The organism is Helicobacter pylori (assembly GCF_016755635.1).
Classification (GTDB): Bacteria; Campylobacterota; Campylobacteria; order Campylobacterales; family Helicobacteraceae; genus Helicobacter; species Helicobacter pylori_CQ.
Genome location: NZ_CP051500.1, coordinates 1,057,403 through 1,079,963 on the forward strand (window position 1 = coordinate 1,057,403; position 22,561 = coordinate 1,079,963).

At 39.4% G+C, this 22,561-nt stretch carries 18 protein-coding genes and 4 tRNA genes; 11 read left to right on the forward strand and 11 right to left on the reverse strand.

All coding sequences use genetic code 11. From position 1 onward, the window contains the following. Positions 1–418 precede the first annotated feature (418 nt). From HG567_RS04880 to HG567_RS04930, 11 genes are all read right to left on the reverse strand, one after another. Positions 419–495 (reverse strand) — tRNA-Arg (locus HG567_RS04880). A gap of 17 nt (positions 496–512) precedes the next feature. Continuing rightward, positions 513–589: transfer RNA gene (locus HG567_RS04885), tRNA-Arg, on the reverse strand. 59 nt (positions 590–648) lie between these two features. After that, positions 649–725: transfer RNA gene (locus HG567_RS04890), tRNA-His, on the reverse strand. 66 nt (positions 726–791) lie between these two features. Next, a tRNA-Pro gene (locus tag HG567_RS04895) sits at positions 792–869 on the reverse strand. A 185-nt stretch (positions 870–1,054) separates the two neighbouring features. After that, positions 1,055–1,807: an HpaA2 protein gene (gene hpaA2 / locus HG567_RS04900; protein WP_202139384.1), complete on the reverse strand. Its 753-nt coding sequence runs from the start codon at positions 1,805–1,807 to the stop codon at positions 1,055–1,057. Between the two features lie 83 nt (positions 1,808–1,890). Continuing rightward, complete coding sequence (guaA, locus tag HG567_RS04905) at positions 1,891–3,417, reverse strand: glutamine-hydrolyzing GMP synthase (protein WP_202139385.1); 1,527 nt, start codon at positions 3,415–3,417, stop codon at positions 1,891–1,893. 10 nt (positions 3,418–3,427) lie between these two features. Next, complete coding sequence (locus tag HG567_RS04910; RefSeq protein ID WP_202139386.1) at positions 3,428–3,919, reverse strand: hypothetical protein; 492 nt, start codon at positions 3,917–3,919, stop codon at positions 3,428–3,430. A 173-nt stretch (positions 3,920–4,092) separates the two neighbouring features. Further along, on the reverse strand, positions 4,093–6,483 hold the full coding sequence (locus tag HG567_RS04915; RefSeq protein WP_202163703.1) for a molybdopterin guanine dinucleotide-containing S/N-oxide reductase: 2,391 nt from the start codon (positions 6,481–6,483) through the stop codon (positions 4,093–4,095). A 105-nt stretch (positions 6,484–6,588) separates the two neighbouring features. Further along, positions 6,589–7,179: a DUF3972 domain-containing protein gene (locus HG567_RS04920; protein WP_202163704.1), complete on the reverse strand. Its 591-nt coding sequence runs from the start codon at positions 7,177–7,179 to the stop codon at positions 6,589–6,591. Between the two features lie 25 nt (positions 7,180–7,204). Next, entirely contained in the window at positions 7,205–8,527 is a 1,323-nt protein-coding gene (locus HG567_RS04925; RefSeq protein WP_202139389.1) for an aminotransferase class V-fold PLP-dependent enzyme, read from the reverse strand. An 18-nt stretch (positions 8,528–8,545) separates the two neighbouring features. Next, entirely contained in the window at positions 8,546–8,860 is a 315-nt protein-coding gene (locus HG567_RS04930) for a histidine triad nucleotide-binding protein (RefSeq protein ID WP_001100349.1), read from the reverse strand. Between the two features lie 80 nt (positions 8,861–8,940). Between HG567_RS04930 and pheS the strand changes: the two genes are divergently transcribed. The 11 genes from pheS (at position 8,941) to cheV3 (ending at position 22,518) form a co-directional block, all read left to right on the forward strand. Next, entirely contained in the window at positions 8,941–9,927 is a 987-nt protein-coding gene (pheS, locus tag HG567_RS04935) for a phenylalanine--tRNA ligase subunit alpha (protein ID WP_120849378.1), read from the forward strand. Further along, on the forward strand, positions 9,927–12,221 hold the full coding sequence (pheT, locus tag HG567_RS04940; protein WP_202139390.1) for a phenylalanine--tRNA ligase subunit beta: 2,295 nt from the start codon (positions 9,927–9,929) through the stop codon (positions 12,219–12,221). The genes pheS and pheT overlap by 1 nt, the downstream gene beginning before the upstream one ends. Positions 12,222–12,236: 15 nt before the next feature. Further along, entirely contained in the window at positions 12,237–13,526 is a 1,290-nt protein-coding gene (gene aroA, locus HG567_RS04945; protein WP_202163705.1) for a 3-phosphoshikimate 1-carboxyvinyltransferase, read from the forward strand. Then, complete coding sequence (locus HG567_RS04950) at positions 13,516–14,340, forward strand: 4-hydroxy-3-methylbut-2-enyl diphosphate reductase (RefSeq protein WP_000403570.1); 825 nt, start codon at positions 13,516–13,518, stop codon at positions 14,338–14,340. The genes aroA and HG567_RS04950 overlap by 11 nt, the downstream gene beginning before the upstream one ends. Positions 14,341–14,460: 120 nt before the next feature. Further along, entirely contained in the window at positions 14,461–16,131 is a 1,671-nt protein-coding gene (locus tag HG567_RS04955; protein ID WP_202163706.1) for a 30S ribosomal protein S1, read from the forward strand. Between the two features lie 28 nt (positions 16,132–16,159). Next, positions 16,160–16,678: a hypothetical protein gene (locus tag HG567_RS04960; protein ID WP_128078840.1), complete on the forward strand. Its 519-nt coding sequence runs from the start codon at positions 16,160–16,162 to the stop codon at positions 16,676–16,678. Between the two features lie 15 nt (positions 16,679–16,693). After that, complete coding sequence (gene serA, locus HG567_RS04965; RefSeq protein WP_187911905.1) at positions 16,694–18,268, forward strand: phosphoglycerate dehydrogenase; 1,575 nt, start codon at positions 16,694–16,696, stop codon at positions 18,266–18,268. Between the two features lie 9 nt (positions 18,269–18,277). Continuing rightward, positions 18,278–20,128 carry a menaquinone biosynthesis decarboxylase gene (locus tag HG567_RS04970; RefSeq protein WP_202163707.1) on the forward strand — a complete coding sequence of 617 codons (1,851 nt, stop codon included), beginning with the start codon at positions 18,278–18,280 and terminating at the stop codon, positions 20,126–20,128. A gap of 22 nt (positions 20,129–20,150) precedes the next feature. After that, positions 20,151–20,819: a YggS family pyridoxal phosphate-dependent enzyme gene (locus tag HG567_RS04975; RefSeq protein ID WP_202139395.1), complete on the forward strand. Its 669-nt coding sequence runs from the start codon at positions 20,151–20,153 to the stop codon at positions 20,817–20,819. 1 nt (position 20,820) lies between these two features. Next, positions 20,821–21,579, forward strand: coding sequence for a UDP-2,3-diacylglucosamine diphosphatase (locus HG567_RS04980; protein ID WP_202139396.1), 759 nt, complete (start codon positions 20,821–20,823; stop codon positions 21,577–21,579). Between the two features lie 3 nt (positions 21,580–21,582). Further along, on the forward strand, positions 21,583–22,518 hold the full coding sequence (gene cheV3, locus HG567_RS04985; protein WP_202139397.1) for a chemotaxis protein CheV3: 936 nt from the start codon (positions 21,583–21,585) through the stop codon (positions 22,516–22,518). The last annotated feature ends 43 nt before the right edge of the window (positions 22,519–22,561 follow it).

The window sequence follows — 22,561 nt, forward strand, 5'->3', positions numbered from 1 at the left end:
TATATTGCTTGATGCGATGCTTTGAGTATTTTTACATTTTACAATTAAAATACAGCCTTAATTTTTAACAAATCTTGCTTTATTTAATATTTTTATAGCAGGATTTCGCATAGGCCGTAGTCAAAAAGCTTTCCCTGTTCGGTGCAATAAAGTCACGGATAATGTGCATATCTTTTATTCTTACATGTTTCACTTTTTAGGTTTTCATAACCGCTTTTATTGAATGTTTTCATGTAAGATTTGTGTTTTAGGAGTTTCCAACCCTATCTCTTGTCATTGGGCTATTTTGATGATCAATCTTTAGAAGAAAAAACCATAAAGATGTAGTATCCTATGCCTACTAGAAAAACAAGAATCAAGAAAATGAGTAATCCCCACTCTAAAGAATCCATAACTCCTCTTTAAAGAATGTCAAAAGTGGTGCGCTTGGCAGGACTCGAACCTGCGACCTACGGCTTAGAAGGCTGTTGCTCTATCCAGCTGAGCTACAAGCGCATGGTATTGGTGTTAGGTGGTGCGCCCGAAGGGAGTCGAACCCCTAACCCCCAGATCCGAAGTCTGGTGCTCTATCCAATTGAGCTACGAACGCTTACAATTCAAATAAAGGAATGACTAACATAAACTTGGTAAAACGCTTATTTTATGAGATGGGGTGGAAGATGGGAATTGAACCCACGACCCTCAGGACCACAATCTGATGCTCTAACCGACTGAGCTACTCCCACCATTCAACGAAAGGAAGCGATATTTTACCAAAGAATTTTAAACAGAACAACAAATTACGCAAAAAGTGGTCGGGGCGAAAGGATTCGAACCTTCGACCCCTTGGTCCCAAACCAAGTGCGCTAACCAGACTGCGCTACGCCCCGAAATTTTCACATGAAGCGTTATTATAACTGAATTTTCTGATTTTTGAGTGTGATTTTTCAAAAATGCCGCTAAAACTAAAAACAACGCTCAAAAAATACCCTAATCCAACTCCCCCACCCTTTTAAAAAGCTATTTTTTTAAAAAACAGCTCTAAAGGATTTTTAAGCTTTTCGTTTCTTAAAAACTACTTTCGTTTTTTCATTTCACTAGAAACTTTTTCATAATGTTCCATGTGTTTTTTGCTTAACTCTTTGGTAATATGCACCATCACTTTATGATAGGCTTGATTCATGATTTTTCTAATGGCTCGATCATGGTCGGTTTCCTTAATCTTATGCACAAAAGTTTTGGGGACAAAACCTCCAGAATTGGTGCGCCGCAATTCCACTCTTTCAATCACAGCCTTAATCTTTGAAACATCAATACCAAAACTATGGATAATATCTTCACTTTTTGGCTCAACAAAATTCAAGTTCAAATACCCTGAAGACATGTCTATCACTCTTTCTTCGCTAAGCGCATCGCTCTCTTCTACAATATCTTCTAAGATAGCCACATCCCCATCCATGCGTAAAACGAGCAACGCTTTTTCTTTGATGTCTTGAGGGATTTCGTTAGCATCTTTAAATTGCGAAACGCTATAGCCTTTCCTCTCTAAAAAACTACTCAACTGGAGAAACAAAGATTTCTCAAATTCTTTTTGATAATTTTCAGGGATAACTTTATTAGCCTCTATCTTAGGATCGATTAAGACAACCAAATGGCCATTTTTAGGCTCTTGCTTGCCTTTAATAGGATAGTGGAAATGCAAATCCACAGACTCGCCCATGTTATTGTGCTGCTGTTGCTTTGCAGGCATTCCATCAGCTAGAGCCGTATAAAACGCCCCACTTGCTAGTAACGATCCTAAAACGATTGCCAAACTACCTTTTTTCATTAAATTCCTTTCTTTCTTTTTCTTTAAAATCAATTCCTAATCTTACCCAAAAAATCCTACTTTTAGCGCTATTTTTAAGATAATCATTCCCATTCAATCGTTCCTGGTGGTTTAGAGGTAATATCATACACCACCCTATTGATACCATTCACTTCATTAGTGATGCGGTTAGAAACCTTTTCTAAAAAAGAATGCTCTAAAAACGAAAAGCTCGCCGTCATGCCATCGCTCGCATTCACTGCCCTTAAGCAAATAGCGTTTTCATAAGTGCGATTATCCCCCATAACCCCCACAGAATTGACATTTAACAGCACGCAAAAAGCTTGCCAAACCTTGTCATACAAATTGGCTTTTTTAAGCTCCTCTATAAAAATAAAATCCGCTTCTTGCAAGCGTTTGATCTTACTCTCACTGACTTCGCCTAAAATCCTTACAGCAAGCCCAGGCCCTGGAAAGGGGTGGCGCATTAAAAAATCCTGGCTAACGCCCAATTCTTTACCCAATAAGCGCACCTCATCTTTAAACAATTCCCTTAAAGGCTCTATGAGTTTAAAGTCCATCCATTCAGGCAGTCCGCCCACATTATGGTGGGTTTTGATCACTTTTGAAGGCCCTTTAACGCTCACGGATTCAATCACATCAGGGTATAGAGTGCCTTGGGCTAAAAATTCAATTTTGCCTTTTAAATGGTGCTTCTTGGCTTCTTTTTCAAACACTTCAATAAAGGTTTCGCCGATGATTTTTCGCTTCAATTCAGGCTCGCTCACGCCCTTTAATTTAGACAAAAAGATTCCTTTAGCGTCTATCGTGTTTAAAGGGATTTGCAAGTCCTTAAACATCGCTTGCACCCTTTCTTTTTCATTTTTACGCAACAAGCCATGATCCACAAAAACAGCGATCAAATTATCCTTAATGGCTCTGTGTAATAGCGTAGCGACCACCGTAGAATCCACGCCCCCACTCACCGCGCACAAAACCTTAGCGTTAGCAATTTTTTCTTTCAATCGCGCGATTTCTCTTTGAGCGAAATGCCACATCCCCCAAGTTTTTTCACAGCCGCAAACTAAAAGGGCAAAATTTTCTAAAATCTTACTCCCTTCTTCGCTTTGAACGACTTCTGGGTGGAATTGCAAGCCAAAAATCTTGCCGTTTTCAATCGCGCAATGGGGGGAGTTAGGGCTTTTTGCAAGGGTAGTGAAGCCTTTAGGCAGTTCTATGACTTTATCCATATGGCTCATCCACACAAGGCTTTTAATCTTCACGCCTTCAAAAATCACAGAATTTTGAGCGATTTCTAAAACAGCCTTACCAAATTCTTGCTCATTCGCACCAACCACTACCCCCCCAAAAAAATCCACCAAATACTGCATGCCGTAGCAAATCCCTAAAATCGGCACATTCAAATCAAAGATTTTCCCGCTAGGCTTGTAAGCGTCTTTAGCGTACACGCTCGCTGGCCCCCCGCTCAAAATCAAACCTTTAGGGGCTTTTTTTTGAATGTTTTCTATGCTTTCAAAAAAAGGGACTATTTCTGCATAAATCCCACTCTCTCTCAATCTTCTAGCAATCAGCTGTGTATATTGGCTCCCAAAATCTAATACTAAAATCATCGCTCATTCTTTATTTTTGTTTTTTTGTTTGTGTTTTATCATACTGGCTCTTATAATCCACTCTGTGGCTCTCAGCTAACTCAGGAGCTTTTTGCACAAACCAGCGTTCTAATTTTTCTAGTTCGTATCTGTAATTTCCACCTTTTGAGCAATACTGAGAATCAATCAGCGAAAACGCATAGAGCGTCTTACTTTCTTTAGATTGGAATAAAAACTCCTTATGGAATAGCACTTTTGCGGGCATGCTTCCCATCAAGACCTCAGGCAATAAAAAAGCGTCAAAACCACAAAGGACTTTTTTACTCAACTTGTTGCTTTTGGTGAAAACAAAAACGATCTCTTTTCTCATGTCTTGTTTAAAAGCTAATGAAAGCACATTTAAAAAGGGCAGAGCTAAACTTTTATCCACTCTAACCTTAAAAGCTTTAAAATCCCCTAATAAGACCCCCATAAACAAAACCAACCCCACGCAACATTTCAAACTCATTTGAAAAACGCTCATCTTTTATAATCCTTGACTTATCATCGGTTGCATAACCACAAGTTACATGACGCAAAGTATTATAATATAAAAATTGAGAATCACCCCACGCTTTGGCTTGGCTAGTAGTCAAGTCTTTAGTTATTAAGTCTTTATTGGGTAAAAACACTCTCATGCGAGTATTTTCACTCCGTTTAAGCCCCAATGATGCTTGGTGTTGAAATAGAATGATAGGGCTTGACTAATTCATACCTTCTAAGTCTTCTGATATTGACTAAGGCGGTATTGGCTGAAATGGCTTGTGTCATGCTGCTTGTGGGGCGTAAAGAAGTGAGCGTATTCACATGCCCCGCATTGCATCGTGGGTTTCTAACCCTCACATCTTCTGGGTCATACCACGCCCCTTTTTGGATACTCAAAACCCCTTGACGGATATTCTTAGTTACAAACGCCCCTGCTAACAACCTCCCCCTAGCGTTAAACACTTCTACAATTTCACCATGCCTAATGCCTAATTTATTAGCGTCTAGTTCGTTGATCATCACAGGCTCTCTGCCTTGAATTTTATACACATTCCTAACCCAAGTGTTATCAAGCTGTGAATTGACACGGTATTTTGGGTGCGGAGAGATTAAATGGAACGGATAAGTCTCAGCCATTTTAGAGCCTAGCCACTCAGCTGGCTCAAACCAAGTAGGATGCCCTTTAAAATCGGCCAGTTTAAAATCCGCGCATTTTTGAGAAAAAATTTGAATTTTCCCGCTCTCTGTATCCAGTTTATTATTAATAGGGTCTTGCCTGAATTTCGCATGACGCACAAACTTTCTCGCATTTTCAGGGATTTCAAACTCCACAAAACCATCCCTCCAAAATTGATCAAACGATTTCAAAGTAGGGCCATCGCTTTTTTCATAAAGGCCCTTAATCCATTCCATGTAACTCTTAGATTCAGTGAATTTCTGCTCTGTTTCATTGCCCCCAATGCGTAAAGCAAGCTGTCTGAAAATCTCATAATCGTCTTTGGATTCATAAACAGGCTCTACCACTTTACGCATGGCATAAACCACATTCTTAGAATAACTCCCCCCAAAAGTAATATCATCTCTTTCCATAGTGCTAGTGGAAGCAAAGACAATATCAGCAAATTTCGCTGTAGGCGTCCACCAAGGCTCATGCACGATCACGCAATCTAAGGTCCTTAAAGCGCGAATCAGCTCGTTCGTATCAGCTTCATGCCCTAATAAATCCGTCCCGCAATTGTAGATCATTTTGATTTTAGGTAATTTAAGTTTTTTACCCATAAAATCAATTTCTTTATCCGGATTTAAAATCGCTTCAGAAACCCTAGATGCTGGAATAACGCTTTTTACAGAATTATGCCCTTGCGAAATCATAGGAACAATTCTTGCCCCAGAGCTCGCTTGAGCGTTCCCTCCATAATGCATAGAAAAGCCAAAGCCCCCACCCGATAAGCCCACTTGACCAATCATGCTGGCTAAAACAATTAACGCCCAATCCGGTTGCTCGCCATGCTGAGCTCTTTGCATGGCCCAATTACCCGCTAAAAAAGTGCGTTTAGAAACAAACAAATCCGCTAATTCTTTGATTTTTTCTGCGCTCACTCCAGTGATTTGAGACGCCCATTGTAAAGTCTTAGGCACATTATCGCTCTCTCCTAGCAAATAGGGTAAGAATTTATCAAAACCATCAGTGTATTTAGCGATAAACTCTTTATCGTATTGATTGCTTGTATAAAGATAATGCATCATGCCTAGCATTAACGCTACATCAGTGTTAGGGCGAATGGGTATCCATTCAGCGTTAAAGGCTTGAGCGGTTTCGGTATAAATGGGATCAATACTAATGAATTTAATACCGGCTCTTTTATACTTAGGGTAGTAGCTGTCATTGACATGGTTTGGCACAAAATAATCAATGCGGTTGCACTTGAGTAAATCCGCCCCCCACATGACATACACCTTACAATTTTTAATCATCTCTTCATGCGTGGTTTGTTGCGAATAGACCTCCATATCCCCTACAATCATAGGGTTTATTCTTGCGGCCGCGCCATTACTATATTCCCCATCAGTGCCAATAGCCCCCCCTAAAGTCGTGTTAAAAAAACGCCATGTTAAATGATGACAACGATGCAAGCTGCCCGCATGCCCCCAGCCACCATAACTGGCATTATAAATGTTTTCTTTAGGGATTTCTTTAAGCTTTTTAGCCGCTAAATCCAACGCCACATCCCAACTCACGCGCACAAACTCTTCTCTCCCGCGCAATTCTTTGTGGTTTTTTTTGTTTTCTAAGAAACTCTTACGCACGCAAGGATACTTCACCCTACTATCTGAATACACCCTATCTGCCATCGCTTTTAACATCATAGTAGGATTATAATCGCTCTTTTGAGGGACAATATCTTTAATCACTCCATTTTGAACCTTTGCGATAAAGGGGCCAAAATGCGTTGCATGCGGAATGGATTCTACTTTTTCAAAAACACCAACAGCTTTCAAAACATTAGCGCTAGCGAGTGCGATGGGGACTTTTGTTAGGATACTTCTGCGTGAAATGGACATGGTTCTCCTTCAAGCTTGCATTCTGTTAAAACACCCCAAATTCTAACATAGATTCACCTAAAATTACCGCTAATAAGCCCTCAAAGCATGGGCGTTAATTTAAAACTACTTTTTATTCACGCTACTCATGTCAGCGACTTTCCCCCACATCAAGCGGTATTTTCTCTTCATAAATTCAATTTCTTCTCTCGCTTGGTTGAGTTCATCGTGCAAAAGATCGATGGTTTTTTTATCTTCTTCATAGACTTCTTGCATAGAGATTAAAGCGTCTTTTAAAAACATGTTTTCATTTTTAAAGGCTGAAATCGTTTCGTCTTTAGCGCCAATGACTTTATCATGCAAGTTTAAAATCGTGTTAATGGTCTTTTCTACAAACACAGGCTCTAAAGAACGCCCGTTCATATCCATAGAAATCAAATTATTTTCTACCTTTTTGATTAAAGCGTTTGTCCCGCTGCTCGCGTCAATTAAAAGCTTGTTGTGGCTTATTTTGCTCTTGATTTTACCAAGATTCACTAATTCCAAAATCCTTTCTTTAGGAAGCCCTGAAAGGCGGCTGAACTCTTCTAATTCAAGCCATGCTAAAGCGCTCAAATCTTCTAAAACCACCGGCTCTTTAGACTCTCGCTCTTTATCCTCTACTTCTTGCTCATTTTGTTGCACCGCTTGCGCTTTATTCAAATCTAAAATATCCAAATTTTTCCTTAAAAATAGTTTTAGCTTAACGCAATTTTTTAACCGCTTTTTTCAAGCTGTCTAGCAAATAATCAATATCGTTTATGGAATGCGTGAAGTGCAAGCTCACCCTAAGCCATCCGGGTTTAGCGTTAAAATCGCTTGACTTTTGAGCGTTAAGATTCAATAAATCATGCCCATAAGGCCCTGCGCAAGAGCAACCTGCCCGGGTTTCAATAGCGTATTCATAGCTTAAGATTCTCGCTAAATCATAGGGCGAAATCCCTCCAATATTAAAAGCCACTACCCCCACACGACTCGCTGTTAAATTCCCATAAATATTAATAGCGGGCAAGTCTTTTAAGCCATGCACAAGCACTCTTAAAAGGTTGTTTTCTTTCTTGTGGATAAAATCCAAACCGCATTCATCTCTTAATTGATACGCTAGAGCGCTCCTGTAAAATTGCAACAATCCTGGCGTGCCAAATTCTTCTCTTAAAGGCAATTCATCAATAAATTCATGCCGTGTGCGATTAGCGTATTTAATCACGCCCCCTGCACTAAAACTCGGGGCGATCTGCGTGTCAATCAAATCTTTAGAAATGCCTAAAAGACCGCATCCCCCAATACCTCCTAAAAGCTTATGAGGCGCATAAAAACCGGTTTGGTATTCGCAATCTTTAGGGTTAGCATGCGCGCTAAAATTCGCTAAATCCAAAGCCAAAGTGGCCTTATATTTCTTGCACAATGATGAAACTTCTTTTAAGGGCGTAAGCAGTCCCGTTACATTAGAAGCCGCGCTCATAGAAACCAAGCTGTTAGGGGATTTTTTTAAAGTTTGCTCTAAAATTTCTAAATCCAATAAACCATGTTCATTTAAAGGGATACGCACCACTTCACACAAGCCTTCACGCCAGCTAATCTCATTAGAATGATGCTCATAAGGCCCTACAATCACACGCTTTAAAGCCATATCTTTCAAATACGGCTCTAAATTTTTCTTCGTTTTTGAAGGGATACACACCCCTAAAATTTCTTGAAATTTCTTAATCGCTGAACTCGCCCCATACCCTGCACTCAAGACGCAATGATTATCGCTCAAATTTAAAGAACGCTTTAACTTTTCTTGGCATTCTTTTAAAAGCATGCCCATTAAAATCGCATGTTTAGAAGCGATGGAATGAGCGTTTGCGTAATAAGGCAGTAAGGATTTCACGCGCTTTTCCACTAAAACGCTCGCTAAACCTGAAGCCCCCCAGTCAAAATAAGACACCCCTTTTTTTAAAATAATACTGGATTTAACTTGCTCTAAAGGATTCTCGTTAGGGTTGAGTAAGGGAGCAAAACTCCTATTTAAAAACGCTTGCACGAAATACCACCAACGCTTTTAATGTTTGTCTCCGCTTAAAATATGAAAATGCAAATGCATCACCTCTTGCCCTGCGTTTTTACCCACATTGGTTAAAAGCTTGTAACCCTTCTCTTTGATGCCTAATTTTTCCACCACTTCAAAAATAAAACTTGTCATTTGCGCCATAAGCTCTGGGGTGATGCCATTAAAATCCTGAATGCTTTGTTTGGGGATCACTAACGCATGCACTTTAGCTTTAGGGTTAATGTCATAAAAGGATAAAAAACGCTCGTTTTCTAAAATCTTAGAACAAGGGATTTCGCCTTGGATTATTTTTTCAAACACATTCATGCTTTTTTGCTCCCTTTTAAGGTTTTTCTTTTATTAAAGTTGTATTATAGCTTTTTAAAAATAAAATATAAGGATCGTTATTGCACACCTTAATAGAGCGATTAGAAAAGGTTACTAATAGCAAAGAGTTAGAAGAAGTGCGCTTGAATGCTTTGGGTAAAAAAGGGGTTTTTGCGGATAAATTCAACCAGCTCAAACATCTAAACGGCGAAGAAAAGAACGCCTTTGCTAAAGAAATCCACCATTATAAACAAGCGTTTGAAAAGGCCTTTGAATGGAAAAAAAAGGCTATTTTAGAGTTTGAATTAGAAGAACGCTTGAAAAAAGAAAAAATTGATGTGAGTTTGTTTAACGCTATTAAAACAAGCTCTTCTCACCCTTTAAATCATACTAAAAATAAAATCATTGAATTTTTTACCCCCTTAGGATACAAGCTTGAAATCGGCTCTTTGGTGGAAGATGATTTCCATAATTTCAGCGCTTTAAACTTGCCCCCTTACCACCCTGCAAGAGACATGCAAGACACTTTTTATTTTAAAGATCACAAGCTTTTAAGGACCCACACTTCGCCTGTTCAAATCCACACCATGCAAGAACAAACCCCACCCATTAAGATGATTTGTTTAGGCGAAACCTTTAGGCGCGATTATGATTTGACCCACACGCCCATGTTCCATCAAATTGAAGGGCTTGTCGTGGATCAAAAAGGGAATATCCGTTTCACGCACTTAAAGGGCGTGATCGAAGACTTTTTGCATTATTTCTTTGGGGGCGTGAAATTAAGGTGGCGCTCTAGCTTTTTCCCTTTCACAGAGCCAAGCGCTGAAGTGGATATTAGTTGCGTGTTTTGCAAGCAAGAAGGCTGTAGGGTTTGCTCGCACACAGGCTGGCTGGAAGTGTTGGGCTGTGGCATGGTCAATAATGCGGTGTTTGAAGCCATAGGGTATGAGAACGTGAGCGGGTTTGCTTTTGGCATGGGGATTGAAAGATTAGCCATGCTGACTTGCCAAATCAATGATTTGCGCAGTTTCTTTGAAACTGATTTGAGAGTGTTGGAGAGCTTTTAATGAAACTGAGCGTTAATGATTTGAGCACTTTTGTCAATACGCCTAAAGATATAGCCAAACTCTGTGAGGATTTGAGTCGCTTAGGATTAGAAGTGGAGAGCTGTATTTCTTGTGTTGCCCCTAAAAATGTGGTTGTGGGTAAGGTTTTAGAAAAAGCCCCCCATAAAAACGCCGAAAAACTCAGCGTGTGTCAAGTGGATGTGGGCAAGGAAGTGTTGCAAATCGTGTGTGGGGCTAAAAATGTCGCGCCAAACCAATTCGTGCCAGTCGCTTTAAACGGGGCGCTAATCGGCTCAACCACCATCGCTAAAACGGAGCTTAGGGGGGTTGAAAGCCATGGCATGATTTGCTCTAGTGCTGAATTGGGCTTCCCTAAAATCAATGATGGCATCTTGGAATTAGATGAGAGCGTTGGGGAGTTGGTTTTGGGGAAAGAATTAAATGAATACGCCCCTTTCAACACGCATGTTTTAGAAATTTCATTGACTCCTAATCGTGGGGATTGCTTGAGCGTTTTAGGTATTGCCAGAGAAATTAGTGCCTTTTATCACACGCCCCTAAAACCTATCAAGGCTTTAAATTTTACGCCAAAAAGCGATTTGATCACGCTTAGTGCGGGTGAAAATATCGAATCGCATTTGGCTTATTATTTGGTTTGCAATCATTCTTTAAAAACCCCTTTAAATGTCAAGCTTTCGCTCGCTCACAATAACGCCTTGAGTGAGAACGACCTAAACAATTTCATAGAATTTAGCGTGCATTTTAGTGGGGTAATAATGAACGCTTATAGCCTGAATAAAACCCCTATTGATTTGAGCGTGAAAAACGATGAAAACAACCTTGAAAGCGTTTATATCAACCATCAAAAACGCTCCACGATCGCTATCAAGCATCAAGTTCAAAAAGATTTGAGCGAGTGTTTGCTTTTAGAAGCGAGCTATATTGATCCGATAAGCCTGTCCTTAAAATTACACGCTCTAAAAGATAAAACGCTTCAAAAAGACAACGCCCTTATTTATAGGAGCGCTAGGGGGAGCAACCCTAATTTATCAGACGGCTTGAATTTTTTAAGCGCTCATTTGAAAGCCACGATTTTAGAAAGCAAACAAACTGAGCATTCTTTAAAAGATCGCACCCTTACATTCCAGCTTGAAGACATCACCGAAATTTTGGGGCTTGTTGTAGAAAAAGAAAAAATTCAAGGCATTTTAAAAAATTTAGGCTTTAAAGTCAGCGCAAAAGAGTCAAACTCAAAACCCCAAATTTTAGAGGTTGTTGCACCAAATTTCAGGCATGACATTAAAATAATCCAAGATATTGCTGAAGAAATCTTGCGCTTTGTAGGGATTGATAATCTAGTCTCAAAGCCTCTTCATTGTGTCAGTAGTAAAAATTCAAACCCCCATTATGACACGCACCGCTTTTTTGAAAACCTTAAACACAAGGCTCTCGCTTGCGGTTTTAAAGAAGTCATTCATTATGTGTTTTATTCTAAAGAAAAACAGCAAAAACTAGGCTTTGAAGTTTTAGAAGATCCCCTAGAATTGCAAAACCCTATCACAACGGAGTTAAACACCCTAAGAACGAGCCTTGTTTGCGGGCTTTTAGACGCCAGTTTAAGGAATAAAAATTTAGGGTTTAAAAGCATCGCCCTTTATGAAAAGGGGAGCGTGTATAACGCTAAAAGAGAAGAAATCCAAAAACTAGGCTTTTTAGCGAGCGGCTTACAAAAAAAAGAAAGCTACCCTGACGCTAAGGGCAAGGCTTGGGATTTTTATTCTTTCGCTGAATGCGTTTCAAAAGTTATAGGGGATTTCAGCTTGGAAAAACTAACCGCTCAAACCCCCATTAACCACCCCTACCAGAGCGCTAAAATCATTCAAAATAATGAAATCATAGGCGTAATCGCTAAAATCCACCCCAAAGTGATCCAGGAATTAGATTTGTTTGAAAGCTATTACGCTGAGATAGACGCTTCCAAACTCAAACGCTCTACTATGCTATTAAAACCCTTTAGCATTTACCCTAGCAGTGTGAGGGATTTGACTCTCATCATTGATGAAAATACCGCTTTTAGCAAGATTAAAAAAGCCCTAAAAGACGCTCAAATCCCTAATTTAAGCGAGATTCTACCCCTTGATATTTTTAAAGAAAGTCATAATTCCATAGCCTTAAGCGTGCGTTGCGTGATCCATTCTTTAGAAAAAACCCTGAATGATGAAGAGGTCAATTCAGCCGTGCAAAAAGCGCTTGAAATTTTAGAAAAAGAATTTAACGCCCGCCTTAAGGGATAATATAAAGGATAATATGTGATAGAGCTTGACATTAACGCTAGCGATAAATCGCTCTCACACAGAGCCGTTATTTTTAGCTTGCTCGCTCAAAAACCTTGTTTCGTGCGGAATTTTTTAATGGGAGAAGATTGTTTAAGCTCTTTAGAAATCGCTCAAAATTTAGGGGCTAAAGTGGAAAATACCGCTAAAAATTCTTTTAAAATCACGCCCCCAACGGCTATAAAAGAGCCTAACAAGATTTTAAATTGCAACAATTCTGGCACCAGTATGCGTTTATACAGCGGGCTTTTAAGTGCTCAAAAAGGGCTTTTTGTTTTAAGCGGGGACAATTCCTTAAACGCGCGCCCCATGAAAAGAATCATTGAGCCTTTGAAAGCTTTTGGGGCAAGGATTTTAGGGAGAGAGGATAACCATTTCGCCCCCTTAGTGATTGTAGGGAGTCCCTTAAAAGCTTGCGATTATGAAAGCCCTATCGCTTCAGCTCAAGTCAAAAGCGCTTTTATTTTAAGCGCCTTACAAGCTCAAGGCATAAGCGTTTATAAAGAAAGTGAGCTTAGCCGTAACCACACAGAAATCATGCTTAAAAGTTTGGGAGCTGACATTCAAAATCAAGACGGCGTTTTAACAATTTCACCCCTAGAAAAACCCCTAGAAGCCTTTGATTTTACCATAGCCAATGATCCGTCTAGCGCGTTTTTTTTCGCTCTCGCTTGCGCGATTACGCCAAAAAGCCGCCTTCTTTTAAAAAATGTCTTGCTCAACCCCACCCGCATAGAAGCTTTTGAAGCGTTGAAAAAAATGGGCGCTTCCATAGAGTATGCGATTCAATCCAAAGATTTAGAAATGATTGGCGATATTTATATAGAGCATGCCCCTTTAAAAGCGATCAATATTGATCAAAATATCGCCAGTCTTATTGATGAAATCCCCGCTTTAAGTATCGCTATGCTTTTTGCAAAAGGCAAAAGCATGGTTAAAAACGCTAAAGATTTACGAGCCAAAGAAAGCGATAGGATTAAAGCGGTTGTTTCTAATTTCAAAGCTTTAGGGATTGAGTGCGAAGAGTTTGAAGATGGGTTTTATGTAGAGGGATTAGAAGATATAAGCCCATTAAAACAGCACCTTTCTCAAAAAAAACCCCCCCTTATCAAAAGCTTCAATGATCACAGGATTGCGATGAGTTTTGCTGTTTTAACTTTAGCGTTGCCTTTAGAGATTGATAATTTAGAATGCGCAAACATTTCTTTCCCGCAATTCAAACGCTTACTCAATCTATTCAAAAAAGGGAGTTTTAATGGAAATTAAAATGGCTAAGGATTATGGTTTTTGTTTTGGCGTCAAAAGAGCGATACAAATCGCTGAAAAAAATCAAAACAGCTTGATTTTTGGCTCGCTCATTCATAACGCTAAAGAAATCAATCGTTTGGAAAAAAACTTCAATGTGAAAATTGAAGAAGATCCTAAAAAAATCCCTAAAAACAAAAGCGTGATCATAAGAACCCATGGCATTCCTAAGCAGGATTTAGAATACTTGAAAAATAAGGGGGTCAAAATCACTGATGCGACTTGCCCGTATGTGATCAAACCCCAGCAAATCGTGGAATCCATGAGCAAAGAAGGGTATCAAATCGTGCTTTTTGGGGATATTAACCACCCTGAAGTCAAGGGCGTGATCAGCTATGCCACTAACCAGGCTTTAGTCGTCAATTCTTTAGAAGAATTGCAAGAAAAAAAGCTCCAACGAAAAGTGGCTTTAGTCTCCCAAACCACCAAACAAACCCCCAAACTCTTGCAAATCGCTTCTTATTTGGTGGAAAGATGCACTGAAGTGCGTATTTTTAACACGATTTGTAACGCAACTTCTTACAACCAAAAAGCCGCTTTGGATTTGAGCAAGGAAGTGGATATTATGATAGTCGTGGGCGGTAAAACTTCTTCAAACACCAAACAGCTCTTAAGCATCGCCAAACAGCATTGTGAAGACAGCTACTTGGTAGAAGATGAAAACGAATTAGAGTTAGCGTGGTTTAAGGATAAAAAATTGTGCGGGATTACCGCTGGGGCTTCCACGCCGGACTGGATTATAGAAAATGTCAAGCAAAAAATCAGCACGATTTAACACATTTTGAAAATTTTCTTTAAAAAAACCGCTAATTGTTAATTTTTAAACGATTTTGTAAGCCAAAAAAGGATACAATACCCCAAAGGATTTTATATTTATTTTATAGTAAGGCAGTCAATGGGCAAGATAGCAGATGATCAGAACTTTAATGACGAGGAGGAAAACTTCGCAAAACTCTTTAAAAAAGAATTAGAAAAAGAAGAAACCCTAGAAAAAGGCACTATCAAAGAAGGGTTAATCGTTTCCATCAATGAGAATGATGGTTATGCCATGGTGAGCGTGGGCGGTAAGACAGAAGGTCGTTTGGCTTTGAGTGAGATCACCGATGAAAATGGGCGGTTGCTGTATCAAAAAAATGACCCCATTGTCGTGCATGTGTCCGAAAAAGGTGAACACCCTAGCGTTTCCTACAAAAAGGCCATTTCCCAACAAAAGATTCAAGCTAAAATTGAAGAATTGGGCGAAAACTATGAAAACGCCATTATTGAAGGCAAGATTGTAGGCAAGAATAAAGGGGGCTATATCGTGGAGTCTCAAGGCGTGGAGTATTTCCTCTCCCGCTCGCGCTCTTCTTTAAAGAATGACGCAAACCATATCGGCAAACGCATTAAAGCGTGCATCATTCGCGTGGATAAGGAAAACCATTCTATCAATATTTCTCGCAAACGATTCTTTGAAGTCAATGACAAACGACAGCTTGAGGTTTCTAAAGAATTGTTAGAAGCTACAGAGCCGGTATTAGGGGTTGTGAGACAGATCACCCCTTTTGGTATTTTTGTAGAAGCTAAGGGGATTGAGGGCTTAGTCCATTATTCTGAAATCAGCCATAAAGGGCCAGTAAACCCTGAGAAATACTACAAAGAGGGCGATGAAGTCTATGTCAAAGCCATCGCTTATGATGCAGAAAAAAGACGCCTTTCACTCTCCATAAAAGCGACTATAGAAGACCCATGGGAAGAGATCCAAGACAAGCTAAAACCCGGATACGCCATTAAGGTGGTGGTGAGCAATATTGAGCATTATGGGGTGTTTGTGGATATTGGTAATGATATTGAAGGCTTTTTGCATGTTTCTGAAATCTCTTGGGATAAAAATGTCAGCCACCCTAACAACTACTTGAGCGTGGGGCAGGAGATTGATGTGAAGATCATTGACATTGATCCTAAAAACCGCCGCTTAAGGGTTTCTTTAAAACAACTCACTAACAGGCCTTTTGATGTTTTTGAATCCAAACACCAAGTGGGAGATGTTTTAGAAGGCAAAGTAGCGACTTTAACGGATTTTGGGGCGTTTTTGAATCTGGGTGGGGTGGATGGTTTGCTCCACAATCACGACGCTTTTTGGGATAAAGATAAAAAATGCAAAGACCACTATAAAATTGGCGATGTGATCAAAGTGAAAATCCTTAAAATCAACAAAAAAGATAAAAAGATTTCTTTGAGCGCGAAGCACTTGGTGACTTCCCCTACAGAAGAATTCGCTCAAAAGCATAAAACAGATAGCGTGATTCAAGGCAAAGTGGTGAGTATTAAGGATTTTGGCGTTTTCATTAATGCTGATGGCATTGATGTGCTGATCAAAAATGAAGATTTAAACCCCTTAAAAAAAGATGAAATCAAAATAGGCCAAGAAATCACATGCGTGGTGGTTGCGATTGAAAAATCTAACAACAAGGTGCGTGCTTCTGTGCATAGGTTAGAGCGCAAAAAAGAAAAAGAAGAATTGCAAGCTTTTAACACGAGCGATGATAAAATGACTTTAGGGGATATTCTTAAAGAAAAACTCTAAAGAGTGATTTTAAAAACATGAGAATGGCATGAGATTTAAGGGTGTTGTTGCTTTTATTTCCCTAGCTGTCGCTCTTGGCTTTTTAGCCTATTTGTTTTTAAGCGTTAAAAAAGAAATGCCCACCATTTCTCATACAGATAAAAATCTCTCTCAAACAGACGCAAAAAGCCATGACATCAACCTAGAAGAAAATAGCCCCACTGAAACCTCTCACAATGAAAAAGCCTCTCATAACGAAGAAGATCGCAATAACGCCCTTTCTCAAAACCTTGATGCTCAAGAATCTATCAATTACCCTGTTATAGAGCATCATTTTGAAATCCCTTTTGAAGAAAAAAAAAGGGAATATTCAAAGCTTATCATTAAGGATTTAAAGGACTATCAATGGTGGTGTTTAAAAGAAATCCTCAAAAAAGAACGAATTGATTACGCTTACGATAACACCAAAAACCAACCCAACCTCATCATCTATTTAGATAAAAACAAAAAAGAACGCTTGCTGGCTGATTTAGACTATTATAAAATACGCTATCATGCTGTTTTTTAAATTCAAAGGATAAAAATGTATCAAGTAGCCATTTGCGACCCCATCCATGCTAAAGGCATTCAAATTTTAGAAGCCCAAAAAGACATTGTCTTGCATGACTATTCCAAATGCCCCAAAAAGGAGCTTTTAGAAAAACTCACTCCCATGGATGCGCTCATCACTCGCAGCATGACCCCTATCACAAGCGATTTTTTAAAGCCCTTAACCCACTTAAAATCCATTGTGAGAGCGGGCGTGGGAGTGGATAATATTGATTTAGAAAGCTGCTCTCAAAAAGGCATTGTGGTGATGAATATCCCTACCGCTAACACGATTGCCGCTGTGGAATTGACCATGGCGCATTTGATCAATGCGGTGCGCTCATTCCCTTGCGCGAACGATCAAATCAAACACCAAAGGTTATGGAAAAGAGAAGATTGGTATGGTACGGAATTGAAAAATAAAAAACTAGGAATCATTGGTTTTGGGAATATTGGCTCTAGGGTGGGCATTAGGGCTAAAGCTTTTGAAATGGAGGTTTTAGCCTATGATCCTTATATCCCTTCTTCAAAAGCCACTGATTTAGGGGTCATTTACACAAAAAATTTTGAAGACATTTTGCAATGCGATGTGATCACTATCCACACCCCTAAAAACAAAGAAACCATTAACATGATAGGCGCTAAAGAAATTGAACGCATGAAAAAAGGGGTTATTTTGATCAATTGCGCTAGAGGGGGGCTTTATAATGAAGACGCTCTTTATGAAGCTTTAGAAACCAAAAAAGTGCGTTGGCTTGGCATTGATGTCTTTTCTAAAGAGCCTGGCATTCATAACAAGCTTTTAGACTTGCCCAATGTGTATGCGACTCCTCATATTGGCGCGAACACTTTAGAATCCCAAGAAGAAATTTCCAAACAAGCCGCTCAAGGGGTTATGGAGTCTTTAAGAGGTTCAAGCCATCCGCATGCTTTGAATTTACCCATGCAAGCTTTTGATGCAAACGCAAAAGCCTACTTGAATTTAGCGCAAAAATTGGGTTATTTTTCCAGTCAAATCCATAAGGGCGTGTGCCAAAAAATTGAACTCAGTCTTTGTGGGGAGATCAACCAATTTAAAGACGCCCTTGTCGCTTTTACACTAGTAGGGGTGTTAAAACCCGTTGTAGGGGATAAAATCAATTACATTAACGCCCCCTTTGTGGCCAAAGAAAGAGGCATTGAGATTAAAGTTAGCCTTAAAGAAAGCGCTTCGCCCTATAAAAACATGCTCTCTTTAACTCTCAATGCGGCTAATGGTGCAATCAGCGTGAGCGGCACGGTGTTTGAAGAAGATATTTTAAAACTCACTGAGATTGATGGGTTTCATATTGATATAGAGCCAAAAGGTAAAATGCTTCTATTTAGGAATACAGATATTCCAGGCGTTATTGGGAGCGTGGGGAATGCGTTCGCTAGGCATGGCATTAACATCGCTGATTTTCGTTTGGGGCGCAACACGCAAAAAGAAGCTTTAGCACTCATTATTGTAGATGAAGAAGTTTCTTTGGAAGTTTTAGAAGAGCTTAAAAACATTCCTGCATGCTTAAGCGTTCATTATGTGGTTATTTAAGGTAGTTGGATGCGAGATTTTTTAAAGCTTTTAAAAAAGCATAATGAATTAGAAGTCATTGACACCCCCCTTGAAGTGGATTTAGAAATCGCTCATCTAGCCTATATAGAAGCGAAAAAACCTAATGGGGGCAAAGCCCTTTTATTCACGCAACCCATAAGAAAAGAGCATGACCAGATCAAAACCTTTGGCATGCCTGTTTTAATGAACGCTTTTGGCTCTTTCAAACGCTTAGATCTTTTATTAAAAACCCCCATAGAAAGCCTGCAACAACGCATGCAAGCGTTCTTGCACTTTAGTGCTCCTAAAAATTTCACTGAGGGTTTGAAAGTCTTAAAAGATTTATGGGATTTAAGACACATTTTCCCTAAAAAAACCACTCGCCCTAAAGATCTCATTGTCAAGCAAGATAAAGAAGTCAATTTGTGGGATCTGCCCGTTTTAAAAACTTGGGAAAAAGATGGCGGGGCTTTTATCACTATGGGGCAAGTCTATACCCAAAGCCTGGATCATAAAAAAAAGAATTTAGGCATGTACCGCTTGCAAGTTTATGATAAAAACCATTTAGGCTTGCACTGGCAAATCCATAAAGACTCCCAACTCTTTTTCCACGAATACGCTAAGGCTAAAGTCAAAATGCCTGTTAGTATCGCTATTGGTGGGGATTTGCTCTATACATGGTGTGCGACAGCCCCCTTACCTTATGGGATTTATGAACTCATGCTCTATGGGTTTATGAGAGGAAAAAAAGCACGCGTAATGCCATGCCTAAGCAACTCTTTAAGCGTGCCAAGCGATTGCGATATTGTGATAGAAGGGTTTGTGGATTGCGAAAAATTAGAGCTTGAAGGGCCTTTTGGGGATCACACGGGCTATTATACCCCCATTGAGTCTTACCCTGTTTTAGAAGTCAAAACCATTAGCTATAAAAAAGATTCCATTTACTTAGCCACTGTGGTGGGTAAGCCCCCTTTAGAAGACAAATACATGGGGTATTTGACTGAACGCTTGTTCTTGCCCTTGCTTCAAATGAACGCCCCCAATCTCATAGATTATTGCATGCCAGAAAATGGGGTGTTTCATAATTTGATTTTAGCCAAAATACACACGCGTTATAACGCTCATGCCAAGCAAGTCATGCATGCTTTTTGGGGTGTGGGGCAGATGAGTTTTGTCAAACATGCGATTTTTGTCAATGAAGACGCTCCCAATCTAAGAGACACCAACGCTATCATTGAGTATATACTAGAAAATTTTTCTAAAGAAAACGCGCTCATCTCTCAAGGCATATGCGACGCCTTAGATCATGCAAGCCCTGAATACGCTATGGGAGGGAAACTCGGTATTGATGCGACCTCTAAAAGCAATACCCCCCACCCCACGCTTTTAAACGATAACGCCCTACTAGCGCTTTTACAAGATAAAATGCCAAATATCGTTCTTTTGAAGCAATATTACCCGCACACCCGTAACCCCATTTGCGTCATTAGCGTGGAAAAGAAAGACAAAAGCGTCATTGAATTGGCTAAAAACTTGCTCGGTTTTGAAGAGCATTTACGCATTGTCATCTTTGTAGAGCATGCCAGCAGCGATTTAAACAACCCTTACATGCTGTTATGGCGCATCGTTAATAATATTGACGCTAAGCGTGATATTCTCACCTCTAAACATTGTTTTTTTATAGACGCTACCAATAAGGGCGTTATGGATAAACATTTTAGAGAATGGCCCACCGAAACCAATTGCTCCATGGAAGTCATAGAAAATTTGAAAAAGAAAGGGCTTTTAAAAGATTTTGAAACTTTAAATCAAAAATTCCATCTCACGCATTCTTTCAGCACGCATAAAGAAGATCTATAAAGAAGAGCCATAAAGAAGAATTATGTTAGATTATAGCCAAAGGATTGATACCCTCATCACCAAAATAGAAAAGGCTCGCACCGCCTATTCAAGGCATCATATTGTCAAAATCGTGGCTGTTTCAAAAAACGCTTCCCCAGAAGCTATCCAACATTACTACAACTGCTCTCAAAGGGCTTTTGGAGAAAATAAAGTTCAAGATTTAAAAACTAAAATGCATTCTTTAGAGCATTTGCCTCTTGAATGGCACATGATAGGCTCTTTACAAGAAAATAAAATCAATGCACTTTTGAGTTTAAAACCCGCTCTTTTGCATTCTTTAGACTCTTTAAAACTCGCTTTGAAGATAGAAAAGCGTTGCGAAATATTGGGCGTCAGTTTAAACGCTCTTTTACAGGTTAATAGCGCGTATGAGGAAAGTAAAAGCGGGGTGGTGCCTGAAGAAACGCTAGAAACTTATTCTCAAATCAGTGAAACTTGCAAGCGCCTCAAGCTTAAGGGGCTGATGTGTATAGGGGCGCACACCGATGATGAAAAGAAAATTGAAAAATCCTTTATCACCACCAAAAAGCTTTTTGACCAAATAAAAAATGCGAGCGTTCTTTCAATGGGCATGAGTGATGATTTTGAATTAGCGATTGCTTGCGGGGCGAATCTTTTAAGGATTGGCTCTTTTTTGTTTAAAGAGTAAGATGCTAGAAACTTATGCGCTTAAAAGTGGGGCTGTTTTTATCTCTGATGCGCATTTTTTGCCCAAAAGCCCTCATTTAATCAACACGCTTCAAGAACTTTTAAGCGCCAAACCCCCACAAGTCTTTTTCATGGGCGATATTTTCCATGTTCTTGTGGGCTATTTGCCCCTAGATGAAGAGCAGCAAAAAATCATTGATTTAATCCATGCGTTAAGCGAAATTTCACAAGTTTTTTATTTTGAAGGCAACCATGATTTTTCCATGCGTTTTGTATTCAATTTTAAAGTGGTGGTTTTTGAGCGCCAAAACCAGCCCGTATTATTCCAATATGATAACAAACGCTTTTTACTAGCCCATGGGGATTTATTCACTACTAAGGCGTATGAATTTTACATCACGCAACTCACTTCCACTTGGGCGAGATTTTTTTTAACTTTTTTAAATTTATTAAGTTTTAAAACCTTATACCCTTTTTTGAAAAAACGCATCTATCAAAAACCCGTCCGCCTTTGGGAATTAGAGCCAAAAGAATTGCAATCTTTTATTGAAAAGCGCCTAAAAGCCTATCAAAACTATATTAAAGATCTTAACCTTGGTAGGATTGATGGCATTATAGAGGGGCATTTTCATCTCAAAAGCGGTGCAAAAATCCCCTTGAATGCGCCGATTTATTGCCCACTGCCCTCCTTTTATTACGAACAAAGCCTTTTTAAGGTATCATCAAGCGTTTTAGAACCATCTCAAAATAAGGACGCCTAAATCATGGCAGAAAAAACAGCTAACGATTTAAAACTAAGCGAGATAGAACTCGTGGATTTTCGTATTTATGGCATGCAAGAGGGCGTCCCTTATGAGGGGATTTATGGCATTAATGTGGCTAAAGTCCAAGAGATTATCCCCATGCCCACCCTTTTTGAATACCCCACGAATTTGGATTACATTATCGGCGTGTTTGATTTGCGCTCCACGATCATCCCGCTTATAGACTTGGCCAAATGGATAGGGATTGTCCCAGATAAAAGCAAGGAAAACGAAAAAATCGTCATTATCACTGAATTTAACAATATTAAAATGGGGTTTTTAGTCCATTCCGCTAGGCGTATCAGGCGCATTAGCTGGAAAGATGTGGAGCCTGCATCCTTTAGCGCATCTAACAGCATCAATAAAGAAAATATCACCGGCACGACCCGCATTGAAAACGACAAAACCCTACTCATTTTGGATTTAGAAAGCATTTTAGACGATTTAAAGCTTAATGAAGACGCTAAAAACGCTAAAGATATCCCTAAAGAGCGTTTTGAAGGCGAAGTGTTGTTTTTAGACGATAGCAGAACGGCGAGGAAAACCTTAAAGAACCATTTGAGTAAAATGGGTTTTAGCATCACGGAAGCTGTGGATGGGGAAGACGGGTTGAACAAATTAGAAATGTTGTTCAAAAAATACGGGGACGATTTGAGGAAACATTTGAAATTCATTATTTCAGATGTTGAAATGCCTAAAATGGATGGCTATCATTTCTTATTCAAGCTCCAAAAAGACCCCAGGTTTGCTTATATTCCTGTGATTTTTAATTCTTCTATTTGCGATAATTATAGCGCTGAAAGGGCTAAAGAAATGGGGGCTGTAGCGTATTTAGTCAAGTTTGACGCAGAAAAATTCACCGAAGAAATTTCTAAGATTTTAGACAAGAATGCGTAATTCTTTTTATAAAATTGTAAAATACTCTTATCTCAAACGCTAA

What these genes read in the sequence shown, in the direction of transcription:
- cheV3 (WP_202139397.1), top strand. Translation starts at nt 21,583, where the DNA reads ATGGCAGAAAAAACAGCTAACGATTTAAAACTAAGCGAGATAGAACTC.
- HG567_RS04960 (WP_128078840.1), top strand. Translation starts at nt 16,160, where the DNA reads ATGAGATTTAAGGGTGTTGTTGCTTTTATTTCCCTAGCTGTCGCTCTT.
- HG567_RS04950 (WP_000403570.1), top strand. Translation starts at nt 13,516, where the DNA reads ATGGAAATTAAAATGGCTAAGGATTATGGTTTTTGTTTTGGCGTCAAA.
- HG567_RS04970 (WP_202163707.1), top strand. Translation starts at nt 18,278, where the DNA reads ATGCGAGATTTTTTAAAGCTTTTAAAAAAGCATAATGAATTAGAAGTC.
- HG567_RS04955 (WP_202163706.1), top strand. Translation starts at nt 14,461, where the DNA reads ATGGGCAAGATAGCAGATGATCAGAACTTTAATGACGAGGAGGAAAAC.
- HG567_RS04910 (WP_202139386.1), bottom strand. Translation starts at nt 3,919, where the DNA reads ATGAGCGTTTTTCAAATGAGTTTGAAATGTTGCGTGGGGTTGGTTTTG.
- pheT (WP_202139390.1), top strand. Translation starts at nt 9,927, where the DNA reads ATGAAACTGAGCGTTAATGATTTGAGCACTTTTGTCAATACGCCTAAA.
- HG567_RS04915 (WP_202163703.1), bottom strand. Translation starts at nt 6,483, where the DNA reads ATGTCCATTTCACGCAGAAGTATCCTAACAAAAGTCCCCATCGCACTC.
- serA (WP_187911905.1), top strand. Translation starts at nt 16,694, where the DNA reads ATGTATCAAGTAGCCATTTGCGACCCCATCCATGCTAAAGGCATTCAA.
- hpaA2 (WP_202139384.1), bottom strand. Translation starts at nt 1,807, where the DNA reads ATGAAAAAAGGTAGTTTGGCAATCGTTTTAGGATCGTTACTAGCAAGT.
- HG567_RS04930 (WP_001100349.1), bottom strand. Translation starts at nt 8,860, where the DNA reads ATGAATGTGTTTGAAAAAATAATCCAAGGCGAAATCCCTTGTTCTAAG.
- guaA (WP_202139385.1), bottom strand. Translation starts at nt 3,417, where the DNA reads ATGATTTTAGTATTAGATTTTGGGAGCCAATATACACAGCTGATTGCT.
- HG567_RS04980 (WP_202139396.1), top strand. Translation starts at nt 20,821, where the DNA reads ATGCTAGAAACTTATGCGCTTAAAAGTGGGGCTGTTTTTATCTCTGAT.
- HG567_RS04975 (WP_202139395.1), top strand. Translation starts at nt 20,151, where the DNA reads ATGTTAGATTATAGCCAAAGGATTGATACCCTCATCACCAAAATAGAA.